This window comes from Bacillus sp. ISL-55, from assembly GCF_018613155.1.
Lineage (GTDB): Bacteria > Bacillota > Bacilli > Bacillales > Cytobacillaceae > Mesobacillus.
In genome coordinates this window covers 209,417-224,785 of the sequence record NZ_JAGGQU010000018.1, presented here as the reverse complement: position 1 = coordinate 224,785, position 15,369 = coordinate 209,417, and the positions used below count along the sequence as shown (strand labels likewise).

18 protein-coding genes are annotated in these 15,369 nt (G+C 41.7%); 10 read left to right on the top strand and 8 right to left on the bottom strand.

All coding sequences use genetic code 11. From position 1 onward, the window contains the following. Positions 1-157: 157 nt before the first annotated feature. Complete coding sequence (locus J7E32_RS10705; RefSeq protein ID WP_214907113.1) at positions 158-1,111, bottom strand: 4-hydroxy-3-methylbut-2-enyl diphosphate reductase; 954 nt, start codon at positions 1,109-1,111, stop codon at positions 158-160. 108 nt (positions 1,112-1,219) lie between these two features. Beyond that, a complete protein-coding gene (gene vrrA, locus J7E32_RS10700) occupies positions 1,220-1,843 on the bottom strand; it encodes a VrrA/YqfQ family protein (RefSeq protein ID WP_286182977.1) in 624 nt (207 codons plus the stop codon). A gap of 246 nt (positions 1,844-2,089) precedes the next feature. Here vrrA and J7E32_RS10695 point away from each other — a divergent pair, with 246 nt between their 5' ends. The 3 genes from J7E32_RS10695 (at position 2,090) to J7E32_RS10685 (ending at position 4,579) form a co-directional block, all read left to right on the top strand. Then, positions 2,090-3,403 carry a DEAD/DEAH box helicase gene (locus J7E32_RS10695; RefSeq protein WP_214907111.1) on the top strand — a complete coding sequence of 438 codons (1,314 nt, stop codon included), beginning with the start codon at positions 2,090-2,092 and terminating at the stop codon, positions 3,401-3,403. 30 nt (positions 3,404-3,433) lie between these two features. Further along, positions 3,434-4,330 carry a deoxyribonuclease IV gene (locus J7E32_RS10690; protein WP_214907109.1) on the top strand — a complete coding sequence of 299 codons (897 nt, stop codon included), beginning with the start codon at positions 3,434-3,436 and terminating at the stop codon, positions 4,328-4,330. A gap of 111 nt (positions 4,331-4,441) precedes the next feature. Beyond that, entirely contained in the window at positions 4,442-4,579 is a 138-nt protein-coding gene (locus tag J7E32_RS10685) for a hypothetical protein (protein ID WP_214907108.1), read from the top strand. 21 nt (positions 4,580-4,600) lie between these two features. On the opposite strand, the gene J7E32_RS10680 is transcribed toward J7E32_RS10685, so the two are convergent. Then, complete coding sequence (locus J7E32_RS10680) at positions 4,601-4,855, bottom strand: DUF2624 domain-containing protein (protein WP_214907106.1); 255 nt, start codon at positions 4,853-4,855, stop codon at positions 4,601-4,603. A gap of 152 nt (positions 4,856-5,007) precedes the next feature. On the opposite strand from J7E32_RS10680, the gene J7E32_RS10675 reads away from it, so the two are divergent. From J7E32_RS10675 to J7E32_RS10665, 3 genes are read left to right on the top strand one after another with little or no spacing between them, the layout of a single operon-like run. Then, positions 5,008-5,799, top strand: coding sequence for a metal ABC transporter ATP-binding protein (locus J7E32_RS10675; protein ID WP_214907104.1), 792 nt, complete (start codon positions 5,008-5,010; stop codon positions 5,797-5,799). Beyond that, complete coding sequence (locus J7E32_RS10670; protein WP_214907102.1) at positions 5,792-6,634, top strand: metal ABC transporter permease; 843 nt, start codon at positions 5,792-5,794, stop codon at positions 6,632-6,634. Before J7E32_RS10675 ends, J7E32_RS10670 begins: the two co-directional genes overlap by 8 nt. Positions 6,635-6,646: 12 nt before the next feature. Further along, positions 6,647-7,060, top strand: coding sequence for a Fur family transcriptional regulator (locus J7E32_RS10665; protein ID WP_214907101.1), 414 nt, complete (start codon positions 6,647-6,649; stop codon positions 7,058-7,060). A gap of 61 nt (positions 7,061-7,121) precedes the next feature. On the opposite strand, the gene J7E32_RS10660 is transcribed toward J7E32_RS10665, so the two are convergent. Then, positions 7,122-7,691 (bottom strand): 5' nucleotidase, NT5C type, encoded by a 570-nt coding sequence (locus J7E32_RS10660; protein WP_214907100.1) that lies wholly within the window; start codon positions 7,689-7,691, stop codon positions 7,122-7,124. Between the two features lie 158 nt (positions 7,692-7,849). Between J7E32_RS10660 and J7E32_RS23320 the strand changes: the two genes are divergently transcribed. Then, positions 7,850-8,407, top strand: coding sequence for a DUF4190 domain-containing protein (locus J7E32_RS23320; protein ID WP_483297602.1), 558 nt, complete (start codon positions 7,850-7,852; stop codon positions 8,405-8,407). 64 nt (positions 8,408-8,471) lie between these two features. Here the strand turns inward: J7E32_RS23320 and ispG are convergent, their stop codons facing one another. The 3 genes from ispG to J7E32_RS10640 all read right to left on the bottom strand — a co-directional run bounded on the left by ispG (position 8,472) and on the right by J7E32_RS10640 (position 11,012). Further along, on the bottom strand, positions 8,472-9,602 hold the full coding sequence (gene ispG / locus J7E32_RS10650) for a flavodoxin-dependent (E)-4-hydroxy-3-methylbut-2-enyl-diphosphate synthase (protein WP_214907099.1): 1,131 nt from the start codon (positions 9,600-9,602) through the stop codon (positions 8,472-8,474). 84 nt (positions 9,603-9,686) lie between these two features. Continuing rightward, a complete protein-coding gene (locus J7E32_RS10645; RefSeq protein ID WP_214907098.1) occupies positions 9,687-10,043 on the bottom strand; it encodes a hypothetical protein in 357 nt (118 codons plus the stop codon). Positions 10,044-10,235: 192 nt separating this feature from the next. After that, a complete protein-coding gene (locus tag J7E32_RS10640; RefSeq protein ID WP_214907097.1) occupies positions 10,236-11,012 on the bottom strand; it encodes a DUF1189 domain-containing protein in 777 nt (258 codons plus the stop codon). Positions 11,013-11,232: 220 nt separating this feature from the next. On the opposite strand from J7E32_RS10640, the gene J7E32_RS10635 reads away from it, so the two are divergent. After that, positions 11,233-12,864, top strand: a complete 1,632-nt coding sequence (locus tag J7E32_RS10635) for a Na/Pi cotransporter family protein (RefSeq protein ID WP_214907095.1) — start codon at positions 11,233-11,235, stop codon at positions 12,862-12,864. 225 nt (positions 12,865-13,089) lie between these two features. Continuing rightward, positions 13,090-13,569, top strand: coding sequence for a DUF456 domain-containing protein (locus J7E32_RS10630; protein ID WP_214907094.1), 480 nt, complete (start codon positions 13,090-13,092; stop codon positions 13,567-13,569). Positions 13,570-13,604: 35 nt separating this feature from the next. On the opposite strand, the gene J7E32_RS10625 is transcribed toward J7E32_RS10630, so the two are convergent. Further along, a complete protein-coding gene (locus J7E32_RS10625; RefSeq protein ID WP_214907092.1) occupies positions 13,605-14,297 on the bottom strand; it encodes a Crp/Fnr family transcriptional regulator in 693 nt (230 codons plus the stop codon). Positions 14,298-14,732: 435 nt separating this feature from the next. Here J7E32_RS10625 and J7E32_RS10620 point away from each other — a divergent pair, with 435 nt between their 5' ends. Beyond that, positions 14,733-15,341, top strand: a complete 609-nt coding sequence (locus tag J7E32_RS10620; RefSeq protein ID WP_214907091.1) for a superoxide dismutase — start codon at positions 14,733-14,735, stop codon at positions 15,339-15,341. The last annotated feature ends 28 nt before the right edge of the window (positions 15,342-15,369 follow it).

Here is a 15,369-nt window from a genome sequence, read left to right as displayed (position 1 = left end):
ATTTAGGTGTGGATAACTGCATGTAGTTTTCTTAATCCAGCTCCAGCGCCTAGCCCCTCGAGTCGCTTCGAGCCGCCCATTGAAGTCAAAGAACGACTTCATTGGGCGGCTCTCCAGCGCTTGTCGGGGCTGAACGAGGCGCTTGCGCTTTTTGTTCTTATACGTTTGCCTCAGTCTTCTTAACCTTTGGCAGGATTTTATGAAGAGGTACTTTTTTCTCTTTTGCCCATGTGTCCTCGTTTTCCTTGTCAAACTGTTCGAGGAAGGTAATGACCTCTTTTGTGATTGGTGTTGGAGTCGATGCTCCAGATGTGACTGCCACTGTGTCCGCATCTTTTATCCAATCAATATCAAGTTCGGTAATATCGGCAATTCGATATGCTTTTGTTCCGGCTATTTCTTCGGATACCTGTGCTAGTCGGTTTGAGTTATTGCTCTTAGGGTCACCAACTACAATTAGCACATCTGCTTCCTTAGCCTGCTCCGCTACAGCCTCTTGACGGACTTGTGTAGCCATGCAAATTTCTCTATGAACTTCTGCGTGGGGGTACTTTTCCTTGACGTTTTTCATGATGTCGGCAACGTCCCACTGGCTCATCGTTGTCTGGTTGGTTACGATTAATTTTTCAGCTTGCAGATTCAAAGCCTCTACATCCACTGCTGTTTCAACTAGGTGAACAATTCCTGGGGCGACACCTACCGCTCCCTCAGGTTCGGGATGCCCTTTTTTGCCGATGTAAATAACCTCAAAACCTTCTTTTTCTTTTTCCCTGATCAGGTTATGGGTGTTTGTCACATCCGGACATGTCGCGTCAATCGAAACTAGACCTTTTTGCTTGGCAAGCTCCCTGACTTCGGGGGAAATGCCATGTGCTGTGAAAATAACTGTACCGCCTTCAACCTTTTCAAGGATTTCCTTGCGGTTGTTTCCGTCCAAAGTAATGATGCCTTCCTCTTCAAATGCATCCGTGACATGCTTATTATGGACAATCATACCAAGTATATATATAGGACGCGGCAAGCTTTTATCCAGTGCAGCATTGCGTGCAATAACCATGGCATCGACAACACCATAGCAATAACCGCGCGGTGAAATTTTAATTACATTCATTGAGTCAACCTCCTAAGAATACCTCTGATTCTTTCTTTTATTATATAAGACTTATAGAAAGAATACAAAAGCGACTTTCCAGAAGGAATGAATTAACTGTTGGTTAAGTTAGATGAACAATTTAGGAGTAGAAGCTGAATTATTGCTTTGCTTTTTGATTGGCGGTTTTTGAGTTGGAGAACTGGAACCAGTTTTTTTGTTTTTTTTCGGTTTCTTCTTTTTCTCGGCTGATTCATTCGTTTCTTGTTCAGATTTTGACTCATCTGCATCTGGGAGGTCTTTCAGTCCTCTGTACAGTTTCCACATTGAAGGCAAATTACGGACGAGAGGACCATATTGCTGAATCATTGGTCCGAATTGCTGTGCGGTGTTGAGAACTTTTTGGGTGTTGGTGAGAAATCCATTAAGCGCAGATGGATCGGCGAGCGTTTTCAGGATACCTCCACCTGAAGCTCCACGTGCCGGTCCACTTCCGCCTCCTAATAATCCAGAGATACCATTTCCCTGGCCCCTGCTGCCTTTTCCAAGAATCTTTGATAGCAATCCGCCTCCCTGTCTTGATTGCGGATTTCTCCCCATCATCCTTGGCATTTGGCCACGTGGCATTCTGGATCCAGGACCGAATGGGTTTGAATACATCTGGCGCTGTCCCATGCCGGGCCCACCCATCATGCCAGGACCATAAAACCGGTTCTGCATCCCGCGTGAGTTCATACGGGGTCCTTGTAGCATTGTGACCCCTCCTTTCCCAATATTTCATCTCCTACTAGAGTATGCATATAATCAGGATTGGTTTAAGAAAAAAGTATGTTTGCGAAACAGGTTTGTTTTTTTATAAGGAAAGGTTAAGATAGTACTGATTGGAGATTTTCTGCAATCTTTATTATAATTACAGGATGAACCTGAAGAGATCAGCTTACGGAACGAGCTGTATTCCCCCAATTATCCAGGGAACAGGGCGAAAGAAGGAGATTTTCAATGAGTGAAACAAAATTTAATCGTTATGAATTGAAACCGTTCATTATAGATGCGATCAATAAACTAGGGTTTTATGAGCCGACTGAGATCCAGGAACGTCTTATTCCTACAATCCAGAAGGGTGAGAGTGCCATCGGGCAATCCCAGACCGGTACAGGAAAGACGCATGCCTATGTACTGCCAATTATGAATAAGATTGATTCATCACGCAATGAGGTGCAGGCAGTAATCGCCGCACCGACACGTGAGCTTGCCAATCAGATTTACCATGAAGTCCTTAAAATTGCTGAACACGCTCTGCATGGAGAGCAGATCGCAGCTCGCTGCTATATTGGCGGGACGGACAAGCAAAGAACGATCGAGAAGCTTAAGACACAGCCGCAAATCGTCATTGGCACCCCAGGGAGGATTAACGACCTGGTTAAGGAAAACGCGTTATTTGTGCATACAGCGAACATGCTCGTGATCGATGAGGCAGACTTGATGCTGGATATGGGCTTTATCGAGGATATTGACCAGTTTGCGTCCCGTATGCCAGAAAAGCTGCAAATGCTTGTATTTTCAGCAACAATTCCTGAAAAATTAAAACCATTCTTGAAAAAATATATGGAAAACCCAAAATATGTACAAATCGATCCAAAACAGGCTACAGCAGAGAAGATTGAACATATTCTTTTGCCTGCAAGGCATCGTGATAAAATCGGGCTTGTTTATTCGGCACTTGTTGCATTCAACCCATATTTGGGGATCGTATTTGCTAACACGAAGAAGAAAGTTGACGAAATAGCCGATGGATTAATCCAAAAAGGATTGAAGGTTGGCCGGATCCATGGAGACCTGAGCCCGCGCGAACGTAAGCGTGTCATGAAGCAGATCAAGGATCTTGAGTTCCAGTATCTTGTAGCTACAGACCTGGCTGCAAGAGGTATTGATATTCAGGGAATCAGTCATGTCATCAACTATGAGCTGCCTACGGATCTTGATTTTTATATCCACAGGGTAGGAAGGACGGCACGTGCTGGATCTTCAGGTATTGCCTTGACGGTTTATGAGCAGAGTGATGAAGATGCATTGATCCGTCTTGAAAAGATGGGCATCACTTTCAAAAACATTGATTTGAAAAAAGGTGAATTCAGCGAAATCGAAGAGCGGAACAGACGCCAGAACAGAAAGAAAAAAGAAACTTCTGGCGAGGTGAAGGCAAAGTCGCTCGTTTCCAAGCCTAAAAAGGTAAAACCAGGATATAAGAAAAAGATGCAGTGGGAAATGGACAAAATTAAAAAACGTGAAAATCGTTTGAATAAGAAAAAATAATCAAATTGTAAATGTTTAGGAGAGATCAAGATGTTAATTGGATCACATGTTTCCATGAGCGGAAAAAAAATGCTGCTTTCTGCTAGTGAAGAAGCTGTCTCATATGGTGCAAATACTTTTATGATCTATACGGGGGCACCTCAGAATACAAGAAGGAAAAAAATCGAGGACCTTAACATTGAAGCAGGACGCTTGCATATGGAGCAGAACGGTATCAGTGAAATCGTCGTTCATGCTCCTTATATCATCAATATCGGGAACACGCAAAATCCGGATACCTTTGATTTAGGAGTAAGGTTTTTACGGAGTGAAATTGATCGGACTGAAGCAATTGGTTCCAGGCAAATCGTGCTGCATCCGGGTGCACATGTAGGTGCAGGGACAGAAAAAGGGATTGAAAAAATCATTGAGGGACTGAACGAGGTTCTTAGCAGCGAAGACAAAGTCCAAATCGCTCTTGAAACGATGGCTGGAAAAGGGTCGGAGTGTGGAAAATCCTTCGAAGAACTCGCAATGATCATCGATGGCGTAACCCATAATGATAAGCTTTCCATCTGCTTCGATACTTGCCATACTCATGATGCAGGATACCCAATAGTTGAAGATTTTGATGGTGTTCTGAATGAATTCGACAAAATCATCGGTCTTGACAGACTGAAGGTACTTCACATCAACGACAGCAAAAATGAGGTCGGGATGAGGAAGGACCGTCATGAGAATATAGGATTCGGACATATCGGCTTTGACGCATTAAGCTACATTGTCCACCACCCGCAATTGACACATGTTCCTAAAATTCTTGAAACACCATTTGTCGGTGAAGACAAGAATAATAAAAAGGCGCCTTACAAACATGAAATCGAAATGCTGAAAAGCAAACAATTCGAAGAGAATTTGCTTGATATCATCAGGAATGGCGAAATTTAATCACAAAGCAGAAGCTGTGGAACATTCCACAGCTTTTTTTGCGGTAAAAATAGGGGACCGGTTATGAGTTACCCCCAGGTGGAATGATAGTTATATACATGACGGACAGAAATGGCCGGAAACGAGGAAAAAATGTCCGTCATAAGGGTCATGACGGACAAAAATGGCTGGGAAAAAGAAAAAAGTGTCCTTCATAAGAGCCATGACGGACAGAAAAGGCCGGAAACGAGGAAAAAGTGTCCGTCATAAAGGTCATGACGGACACATCTCTTATTTAGTGAATTGAACGAATAACTTATTAACTTCTTTTGCTGTTTCCGGGCTGGTGATTCTGGCGATTTGCTTAATCAGTGCCGTTCTCTCTGAATCAATAAAGATGTTCACTTTTTTACCGCGTAAGTATCCGGCGATTTTCTCTGCCTGCCCCTTTGTAATGGAAATGTTAAATTGAGAGGCGTATTTCAGCAGTTCGTCTGTCGAGATGTTGCCTATTTTATGGTTAATGATGTTTTCAAAAATAGCCAAAGATCATCACTCCTTCATAGTAGGGTATGTGCCCAGTAATGGATTCGTGACAATTTTCTTGGATTACGAGTTCTTTTATTTACATTATCGTCTGTAAGAGATATACTACTTAAAGTAAATCGGAATGATTCTTATTTTTGCGGGTGATAAAAATGGACAATAATGATTACATCGTCCAGGTACAGGACCTTAATTATCGATATGATAAAGAAAATGTTCTTGAAAATATAAATTTGTCTATCCAGAAGGGTAGCTTTTTAGCAATCGTCGGCCCGAACGGTTCCGGCAAGTCAACACTGCTCAAGCTTATGCTTGGCCTGATCAAGCCGCAACAAGGCTTAATCCGCCTGTTTGGTCAAGATATTAACAAGTTTAAGGAACAGCACAAAATTGGCTTTGTATCCCAGAAGGCCAACTCTTTCAACACAGGTTTTCCTGCTACCGTTTTTGAGGTAGTAGCGAGTGGTCTGACGAAGAAGCTCGGGCTCTTTCATTTTTTGAAGAAGACTGACCAAGTTAAAATAAAGCAAGCGATCGAGTCCGTCGGAATGGGGAAGTTCATCGACCGGAATATAGGGGAACTTTCCGGCGGGCAGCAGCAGAGGGTATTCATCGCGAGGGCGCTGGTCAGCGATCCTGAATTGTTGATTTTGGATGAACCTACGGTAGGTGTAGATGTTCAAAACGTCAATTCCTTTTATGGGATGCTCGAAACACTCAATAAGGAGAAAGGCATCACTCTCCTATTGGTCACACATGATATAGGGACGATTTCAGAAAAAGTGACGAATGTGGCCTGCTTGAACAAAAACATGCATTTCCATGGAAGTGCCGAGGAATTTGAACAATTGAAGCTAAATGATGTATCGGAGATTTATGGTCATGATGTCCACGTTTTGACGCACGATCATCATCATCACGGAGGGGGACACCTTCATGATTAGCGGACTGATGCAATATGAATTTTTGCAGAATGCTTTCTTGACTGGAATGATCATCGGGGTGATTGCTCCGCTTCTTGGAGTTTTTATAGTCGTCAGACGACTATCGCTTATAGCTGATGCCCTCAGCCATGTCACATTGGCGGGAATTGCCGCAAGCCTCCTGCTTGAGAAAAAGTTTATGATTTTCAGCGGTCTGAATCCACTTTATATGGGAATGGCTTTCTCGGTTGGCGGCTCATTGTTCATTGAAAAGCTGCGTACTGTTTATAAACATTACCAGGAATTGGCGATTCCGATTATCCTTTCAGGCGGAATCGGACTCGGAGTAATTTTCATTTCGCTTGCCGACGGCTTCAATACTGATTTGTTCAGCTATTTATTCGGCAGCGTGAGTGCGGTAAGCAGGGCTGATCTATGGACGATCCTGATCATCAGCATTATGGTGATAGCACTTGTTGTATTGTTATATAAAGAACTTTTCCTTTTATCTTTTGATGAAGAATATGCCAGGGCGACTGGGATTGCCGCTAAGACGCTCCATTTTATTTTCATCGTTATGGTGGCACTGGTGATTGCAGCATCGATGAGGATCGTTGGCATCCTGCTTGTCTCATCCCTGATGACCCTTCCAGTTGCAGCAAGCATTCGCTTCGCAAAGGGGTTCAAGCAAACCATTTTCTTTTCAATCCTGTTCGGTGAGGTATCGGTATTGGGTGGTTTGTTCCTGTCCTATTACCTTAACCTTGCACCAGGCGGAACGATTGTGATGATTGCCGTGTTCATCCTTGTGCTGTCCATTTGGCTAAAAAAACGTGCAGCTACAAGATCCATCTAACGGGGTGATTTCATGAATGTGAACGAAGCAATGGACCTGTTGAAGGAACAGGGTTTTAAGCATACTGGTAAAAGGGAAGATATGCTCCAGTTGTTTTCCGATAATGACAAATATTTGACTGCTCGCGATGTCCTGGAACAAATGAAGGGTAATTATCCTAGCTTGAGCTTTGATACCATCTACAGGAATTTGAGCGTGTTTGCTGATCTAGGTATCCTGGAAATGACAGAGTTATCAGGTGAAAAGCATTTCCGATTCACCTGCTCACATAAAGAGCACCATCATCATTTCATCTGCCTTGACTGTGGCAAAACGAAGGAAATTGATACCTGTCCAATGAGGAATATTGAAGCAAGCTTCAAAGGCTATGATATTTCCGGGCATAAATTCGAAATATACGGTCGCTGCCCTGACTGTGTTCAATAAGTAAAAGGTATAAAATAATACCGATAAAAACGAAGAAAACGGCCATCGCAAGTGGCCGTTTTTAACTATTTCCAAACCAGTTTTTCACCCATTCATTTGCTTCCTGCCAGTTATTCACCCGGATGACTCCTTCAGGAATATGTTCCTGATTGTAAGGAGTATTGAAGAGGATAACCGGAATCCCTAGCTCTTCATGCAGGTTGACTGCATTATCGTGTTTATCCTCGAAAAATATATCCACTTCATATTTACGTGCAGCTTCAATTTTATCATGTGAGCCGATCAGATGGATGTCATGATACCTAAGTTCGTTGGCAGAAAACCATTCTTTGGTCAGATCAAGTAAATGTGTTCCTCTGGCACTGATAAAATATAATTCGTGCTCATTCTCCCAGCTCTTTAAAATATCCTTAGCGCCTTTTGCTAAAGGAGAATTAGCATAAATTTCAGGTTCCATTTTTTTGAACCAGGCAGCGAACTCTCTTTCAGATACAGATACAAGCGGCATAAAATCATATTGCTTTATATCATCAAGAGTAATGTTTAAATCGAATCCTTCATTTAAATAAGGTACAAATGTAGTCGGACAAGTGACTGTACCATCGATGTCTATGCCAAAACGTTTTTTCATCAATCTGCTCCTTAAACATTGATCTTTCTTTAATCTTACCAAATATGGAAGGCTCGCAAAAGATTTACTTTCTCAAGTTAGTCAAACATTGCCATGATGAAAACCTCACTACTCGTAAACAATAATAAATGCTCCACTTAAGAAAGCGAGGGATTAAAGTGGCAGACCAAGAGCGAAAACAGAGAGGTACCGAATATATCACTGAACCTAAGCAGGATGTCATTACGATCAGGGATGCACGTGATGAAATATACCAGGAAGAAACAGCAACTGAACTGTACTCTCCGGCACGTGATGAGCACTACCAGGAAATGACTGCAATCGCGGGACCTGAAGGTGAGGATCACTATCAGGAAATGACTGCAATCGCGGGACCTGGGCGTGATGAACACTACCAGGAGATGACTGCAATCGCCCGACCTGTACGTAAGGAAAAACAGTACCAGGAAGAAACTGCGGCGGAGATTGCTGCTCCTGCACCACCTGCACTTACAAGAAGGTCAGAAGAAGAAAGTACAACTGGAGGACGAGGGCTAGCTCTATCAGCTCTTGCCCTATCGATCTTGTCGCTGTTTATTTTACCTGTTCTTTTCGGAGCTGCGGGGATTGTCCTTGGCTTCATGGCTCGCAGAAGAGGATCCGCTATCGGAAGCTGGGCAATTGGGATAGGGACAATCTCCATTCTAGTCGGCATCTTTATATTGCCGTTCTTCTAACGGTACTATTAAATTAATGCCAATAAAAAATGCCCGGGAACTGTTTCCCGGGCATTTTAATCGTTTATTTCTGAATGGCAGCTTCTCGGATCTTTTCTTCAGCGATTTTATCGATTTCTTTCTTAAGTTCTTCTACCATTGTTTCTTCAGGCACTTTGCGGACAATCTCTCCTTTTCTGAAAAGAAGACCTTCTCCCCTTGCCCCTGCAATACCGATATCAGCTTCACGTGCTTCGCCAGGGCCGTTAACAGCGCATCCAAGCACAGCCACCTTTATTGGTGCCTTTATCTTAGAGATGTACTCTTCCACCTCATTGGCAATGCTGATCAAATCGATTTCGATTCGTCCACATGTTGGGCAAGAGATTAATGTTGCTGCATTAGCTGCTAGGCCAAATGACTTTAACAGTTCTCTTGCTACCTTAACTTCCTCTACTGGGTCTGCACTTAATGATACCCTGACAGTGTTGCCGATTCCCTTGCTGAGAATCGCACCCAGTCCAGCAGCACTTTTGACAGTACCTGCAAATAAAGTTCCTGATTCGGTGATACCAAGATGAAGTGGATAATCAAAAGCCTTTGCAGCTTTTTCGTAAGCCTCAATCGCCAGGTTAACATCAGAAGCCTTCATCGAAACGATGATATTATGAAAATCAAGGTCCTCGAGGATTTTGATATGGTGCAGAGCACTCTCTACCATTCCATCCGCTGTTGGATAGCCGTATTTTTCAAGAATCCGTCTTTCTAGGGATCCGGCATTTACACCAATTCTAATTGGGATACCCTTTTCTTTAGCGGCTTTTACAACAGCCTCTACCTTTTCACGCTTGCCGATATTCCCTGGATTGATCCTGATTTTGTCGGCTCCGCCTTCAATCGCTTTAAGCGCTAAGCGGTAATCGAAATGGATATCAACAACAAGCGGTATGTTTATTCTTTTTTTGATTTCAGAAATGGCATTTGCCGCTCTTTCATCCGGACAAGCAACACGGACAACCTGGCAGCCTGCTTCTTCAAGGCGCATGATTTCAGCGACAGTCGCTTCGACATCATGCGTCTTCGTTGTTGTCATACTCTGGATGACAACTTCATTGTTGCCTCCAATAGTTAAATTACCAACCTTGATCGGGCGGGTTTTGGTACGATGTATGATTTCACTCAACAGTGATTCGCTCCTTTGAAAAATGGAATTCATGAAAATGTTCCTTAAGTTGCACAACCCCATTTTATCAATCTTTTGCTCAAATTGACAAGGAAAGACTTCAATTGTTAGCCTTTGCTAATTTTGGCTGCTGTAGTCCGGGAATTTATAAACGTTCCCGAATTTGATTTTTTGGGGATCTGTCCCGTCGTTCAACTTTTTAAAGTCTTCCACTGCTTGAGAGACAGGCACGCTCAATGGTTTGTCCATATAACTGTCAATTACTGATAGCACAGTATCACCAGGCAGTACTTCGTGTTCAAAAAAAGGAATATCTTGAGTGGTCTGTGTGTCTGTCTTTTCCATCTCTACCATTTCCACTTTTGATGTTTCAGGTCCCTGCATTTTCGCTGCTGGAAGTGTTCCTATGCTCAAATCATTGTAGACTGCGTAAGCTACTATCAAGAAAACCAATAATCCCGCTAGTTTTTGCATAGGACCTTCCTCCTTAAATGCTTATATCATTATTTATGCAGGAGAAATAGAGTTAAGAACCAATTTAATAGATAAAAAATGAAAGTTTATGTATAGAAAATAAAATAATCTGTCTGTCAATTGTTTAAGAGGATACATAGCGGGGGAGAGAGAAACCTGCAGAAAGAAAAAAATACGCCAAAGGCGCATTTTTTAACTTTCTACAGATTTCTTGGTTGGCAGTTCTTTAATGGCTAATAAAAGCATCGTCGAAGCAACAAACCAGTTGATCGAAAAACTGTAAGGCACAGTTGTTTTTAATAAAGCCATGATCGTGAAAAATATAGTAGGAAGTGTTGTGCTATATGCTGCCATTCTCCATAAATTTCTGTATTGAAGCTTTCTTCCAGCGAGATTTTTCAATAGAAGGCCAAAGAGTGCTAATAGAGAAACCTCGATAAATTTCATACCGCTGGAAAAAACATAGATGACAATAAACAGTATTCCGAGCAATACAGGGAGCGAGGATTCAGTCGTATTGATGAGAGAAATAATATCATCCTTCGTCATAGTTTCACTTGTAAATAGGGAGTAGGGCACAGCATTGGTTCCACCGCCGGCAGCCAAAACGATCTCTTTTTTAAGCATTGCAACGTTTGCATCCATGCCAGTCAGTTCACTTTCATCGATAGCACCAGTAGGGTCAAAGATTAACGTGAAACTCCCATTATTGATTGTTAACGGTGCTTTAACTTCTGACTGCAGTACTCCCTCTTGGATCGTAAAAGAAGGTAAATCAGTTTTGATGGATTGCTTGACCGAGCCAACAGCATCTGAGATCCCAACAAACATATAATAGACTATTGGCAAGATGGATATTAGGGTCAGCATGAAGACGAATAAGATAGTTTTGCCTATTCCCTGAAATCGCGTGTCAGCAATAACCTTTGGAGAATAAATGCTTTTTGCTAATTGTGTGAAAATACTCATGGATACACGTCCTTTAAAAGAATTACTCTCACTATTTTAGCTTTTCACATAGTAGAATAACAACCTTTTTACTTCTGCTTTGTAACATATTTGTAACATAACGAGGAAATGTTAAGCTATTGTAAATTTGGGGCATAAATAGTTTACTTTTCATTAATATTTCCTTCATAATAAGCTGTGTTTGTAGATGTTTGTCGAAATAAATCTAGGGGTTGAAAAAATGGAATTGAATTTACAAGAAATGCTGTTTGAGTTCTTTGGGGGACTTGGTATCTTCTTATACGGCATTAAATTCATGGGTGATGGTTTGCAGAAGTCAGCAGGTGATCGACTTCGCGATATTCTCGACCGCTTTACCACTAATCCACTGATGGGTGTACTGGCAGGTATTTTTGTTACAGTCCTTTTACAAACGAGTAGCGGGACAACTGTTATTACCGTGGGACTAGTAAGTGCCGGTTTCATGACGTTGAGGCAGGCAATTGGTGTAATCATGGGGGCAAATATCGGTACAACAGTCACAGCCTTTATCATTGGCATCGACATTGGGGAGTATGCTTTGCCGATTATAGCTGTTGGATCCATCATGTTATTTTTCTTCAAGAGCAAAAAAGTTCACAATTTTGGACAAATCGTATTTGGTTTCGGGGCATTGTTCTATGGTCTTGAACTAATGAGTGGTGGTATGAAACCACTGAGAAGCCTTGAATCATTCCATGATCTCACAGTGGAAATGAGTTCTAATCCAATTCTTGGTGTAGTAGTTGGTACTGTGTTTACAGTGATTGTTCAGAGTTCCAGCGCCACGATTGGTATTTTACAAAGCTTACATGCTGAATCAATGATTAATATACAGGGAGCATTGCCAATCCTGTTCGGTGACAATATTGGTACAACAATCACAGCTGTTTTGGCTGCAATTGGTACTTCGGTGGCTGCAAAGAGAGCTGCGGCTACACATGTTCTTTTCAATCTAATTGGAACAACGTTATTCGTCATTTTATTGGGACCATTCACAAAATTAATTGAGATTCTTAGAGATAATTTAAGCCTTAATCCTGAGATGACAATCGCTTTCGCTCACGGAATATTTAACACTACCAATACTCTTATTCAACTGCCTTTCATTGCGGTACTGGCATTGATCGTGACGAAATTGATTCCTGGTGAAGATTCTATCGTTGATTATAAGGCTCAGCATCTTGATCCAGTATTCATCGAGCAGTCACCATCAATCGCGCTTGGCCAGGCAAAGGAAGAAGTCCTGCGCATGGGTAAGTTTGCGTTAAAGGGACTTGAAGAAACGAATGAGTTTTTAAAGACAAAGAATACAAAGCATTCTTCTAATGCATATCAGCTAGAGGAAGCAATCAATAATCTTGACCGTAAAATTACAGACTATCTAGTAGACTTGTCACAAAGCTCTCTATCAGGACATGAATCAGAAGAGCACAGCATGCTGATCGATACAGTCAGGGATATTGAAAGAATCGGGGACCACTTCGAAAATATTGTTGAACTAATCGAGTACCAGCAGGCGAATAAAGTGAAGATGACTAATACGGCTATGGAAGATCTGGAAGTAATGTTTAACCTAACAGTTAGAACAGTAGAAGAGGCGCTTCAGGCATTAGATCAGAAGAATCTTGATGCTGCAAGAGCGGTAGTCACAAAAGAAGATGAGATTGACAGAATGGAACGAACGCTTAGAAAGCAGCATATCCTTCGCATGAATGAAGGACAGTGTACTGGACAGGCGGGAATCGTGTTCGTTGACATCATCAGTAACCTGGAGCGAATCGGCGACCATGCGGTAAACATCGCTGAGTACGTTTTAGGCGAACAGAAATAGTGGTAAAATAAGCAAAGGGAAACCTTTGCTTATTTTTTTACTGTATAAGAAAGTATAAATTTTTCACTTAGATTAGTGTCTAGCTCCAGCGCCTAGCCCCTCGAGACGTTTCGGCCCTGCCAATGAAGTCATAGAGCGACTTCACTGTCAGGCCCTCCAACGCTTGTCGGGGCTGAACAAGGCGCTTGCGCTTTTCTTATTTCACAATCAAAAAGGATGGAATGAATGGAATTAGTTTATTGGATCATCATTGGAGTGTTATTCGTTGGAGCTTTTGCAAGTTTGGTAGTGCCAATCTTGCCTGGTGTACTTTTACTGCTTGGCGGTTTTATTCTTTACGGTTTGTTTTTTTCTTTCGAGCCTTTCAACTGGTTGTTTTGGTCAATTCAGGGACTCTTTGTGGCTTTGCTGTTTGGAGCTGATTATATTGCCAACATCATTGGTGTCAAAAAATATGGCGGGAGCAAGGCGGGGATGTGGGGAAGTACAATCGGTTTGTTGATCGGGCCTTTTGTCATTCCGATCGTTGGTATCCTGATCGGACCATTTTTAGGAGCGGCACTGGCTGAACTGCTGGTTAATAAAAAGAATTTGAATGATGCGATTAAGGTTGGCTTTGGTTCTGTGGTTGGTTTTGTCAGCAGTGTGGTGACAAAAGGAATCATCATGACCATCATGCTCGTTTATTTCTTCATTTTAATATAAAAAAATCGTGCTTCAATCAGCACGATTTTTTTCGTTTAATTCAATCCGCAAATCTCAAATGAACAATTCTGGCAATCGACTTCTTTCTTTAAATATGCCAGATTCTTTACCGTGAACTTAAGCTGATCATAAAAGATGACGTCTTTCTCGCGTAATTCCTTCAGCATTCTTTGGATAACTTCTCGTGTTCCGTATGTTAGGTTGGCCAACTCCTGGTGGGTGAGGGGCAGATCAATCAGGATGCCTTCATCTGTCATCACCCCATAACTATTGCAAAGCCTTATCAAAATGGAGTACAAGCCGCCTTTCTTCCCGTTCATGATAAGATCCTGACATTTCATCTGTGCTTTCAGGTATCTGGTACTGAGCCAGTTAACCATTGCGTTCATGGCAGTTTTATCGTTCAGAATGAATTCCTCGAACTGCTCTCTTTTGATCATGAGAATTTCACATTCTGTAAGAGTCTTAGCTGAAAAGTGATAACGCGGATTATGCTTGAACAGTTCATATTCAATAATCATTTCTTCGCCATTCAAGATTTTTAGGATAAATTCCTTTCCTTTCATATGGACACGGCCAACAGATACACTTCCACTGAGGATCACATAAACATTCTCAACATTTTCATCTTCCTGAAATAGCAATGTATCCGGCTTGATTTTTTGAATTGTTTCCCGATCAATGAAGTTTTGCAAAATTAAGCTATATAATGATATATTTTTGTCCATCGAGGTCGTCTCCTTATTTAGCCTTTCTATACTTTTGATTTAAAAGAATTGTTGTTACTGTGTCAACGGTGTATTGGTAATAAATGGAACGGTTATATTATTGATGCGACATATATCGTTGACAGGACTGCATTTGAGCAATATTGACGATTTTCTGAAACTTTCTTAAGCGGCTCCATGTTCTTTTAATGAAACCTGATTACCACCTGGATTTTCGTAACCTTTTTCATTGATGATACAGTCAATGAAAATAAAATGTATATAACGTCGAATAATAGGGGATTTTAAACTCGTTATATGAAAGCATTTTATTTGAAACGATTACCGTTCTTTGGTAATCTAAACAAGAAGCACTTTTAGAACAATTCTAATTACAGAATTATGGAAAAGGTTTTGTTCTGGGAGTGAAACACGATACATAGGAGGATGTTAAAAATGGCATTTGAATTACCACAATTACCTTACGCATATGATGCACTTGAGCCACACATCGACAAAGAAACAATGAATATCCACCACACAAAGCACCACAACACTTATGTAACAAACCTTAACAATGCTTTGGAAGGAAACGAAGAGCTTCTTTCTAAAACTGTTGAAGAAGTAGTTGCTAACCTGGATGCAGTTCCAGAAGCTGCACGCACTGCAGTTCGCAACAATGGCGGCGGACATGCAAACCACTCTTTATTCTGGCAAGTGATCTCTCCAAACGGAGGCGGCGAGCCTGCTGGTGAACTAGCAGAAGCAATTAACTCTAAGTTTGGCGGCTTCGAAGGCTTCAAAGAAGAGTTCTCTAAGGCAGCAACTACTCGTTTCGGCTCAGGCTGGGCTTGGCTTGTTGTTAACAATGGTGAGCTTGAAGTTACTAGCACTCCAAACCAGGACTCTCCATTAATGGAAGGCAAGACTCCAATTCTTGGACTTGATGTTTGGGAGCATGCATACTACCTGAACTATCAAAACAGAAGACCAGAATACATTGGTGCATTTTGGAACGTTGTTAACTGGGAAGAAGTTAGCAAGCGTTACACTTCTGCAAAATAATTGAAGATAACCTGAGGGACTGCAATTG

What these genes read in the sequence shown, in the direction of transcription:
- J7E32_RS10690 (WP_214907109.1), top strand. Translation starts at nt 3,434, where the DNA reads ATGTTAATTGGATCACATGTTTCCATGAGCGGAAAAAAAATGCTGCTT.
- ispG (WP_214907099.1), bottom strand. Translation starts at nt 9,602, where the DNA reads ATGAATTCCATTTTTCAAAGGAGCGAATCACTGTTGAGTGAAATCATA.
- J7E32_RS10675 (WP_214907104.1), top strand. Translation starts at nt 5,008, where the DNA reads ATGGACAATAATGATTACATCGTCCAGGTACAGGACCTTAATTATCGA.
- J7E32_RS10630 (WP_214907094.1), top strand. Translation starts at nt 13,090, where the DNA reads ATGGAATTAGTTTATTGGATCATCATTGGAGTGTTATTCGTTGGAGCT.
- J7E32_RS10645 (WP_214907098.1), bottom strand. Translation starts at nt 10,043, where the DNA reads ATGCAAAAACTAGCGGGATTATTGGTTTTCTTGATAGTAGCTTACGCA.
- J7E32_RS10670 (WP_214907102.1), top strand. Translation starts at nt 5,792, where the DNA reads ATGATTAGCGGACTGATGCAATATGAATTTTTGCAGAATGCTTTCTTG.
- J7E32_RS10685 (WP_214907108.1), top strand. Translation starts at nt 4,442, where the DNA reads ATGGCCGGAAACGAGGAAAAAATGTCCGTCATAAGGGTCATGACGGAC.
- J7E32_RS10660 (WP_214907100.1), bottom strand. Translation starts at nt 7,691, where the DNA reads ATGAAAAAACGTTTTGGCATAGACATCGATGGTACAGTCACTTGTCCG.
- J7E32_RS10705 (WP_214907113.1), bottom strand. Translation starts at nt 1,111, where the DNA reads ATGAATGTAATTAAAATTTCACCGCGCGGTTATTGCTATGGTGTTGTC.
- J7E32_RS10640 (WP_214907097.1), bottom strand. Translation starts at nt 11,012, where the DNA reads ATGAGTATTTTCACACAATTAGCAAAAAGCATTTATTCTCCAAAGGTT.
- vrrA (WP_286182977.1), bottom strand. Translation starts at nt 1,843, where the DNA reads ATGCTACAAGGACCCCGTATGAACTCACGCGGGATGCAGAACCGGTTT.
- J7E32_RS10695 (WP_214907111.1), top strand. Translation starts at nt 2,090, where the DNA reads ATGAGTGAAACAAAATTTAATCGTTATGAATTGAAACCGTTCATTATA.
- J7E32_RS10665 (WP_214907101.1), top strand. Translation starts at nt 6,647, where the DNA reads ATGAATGTGAACGAAGCAATGGACCTGTTGAAGGAACAGGGTTTTAAG.
- J7E32_RS10635 (WP_214907095.1), top strand. Translation starts at nt 11,233, where the DNA reads ATGGAATTGAATTTACAAGAAATGCTGTTTGAGTTCTTTGGGGGACTT.
- J7E32_RS10620 (WP_214907091.1), top strand. Translation starts at nt 14,733, where the DNA reads ATGGCATTTGAATTACCACAATTACCTTACGCATATGATGCACTTGAG.
- J7E32_RS10625 (WP_214907092.1), bottom strand. Translation starts at nt 14,297, where the DNA reads ATGGACAAAAATATATCATTATATAGCTTAATTTTGCAAAACTTCATT.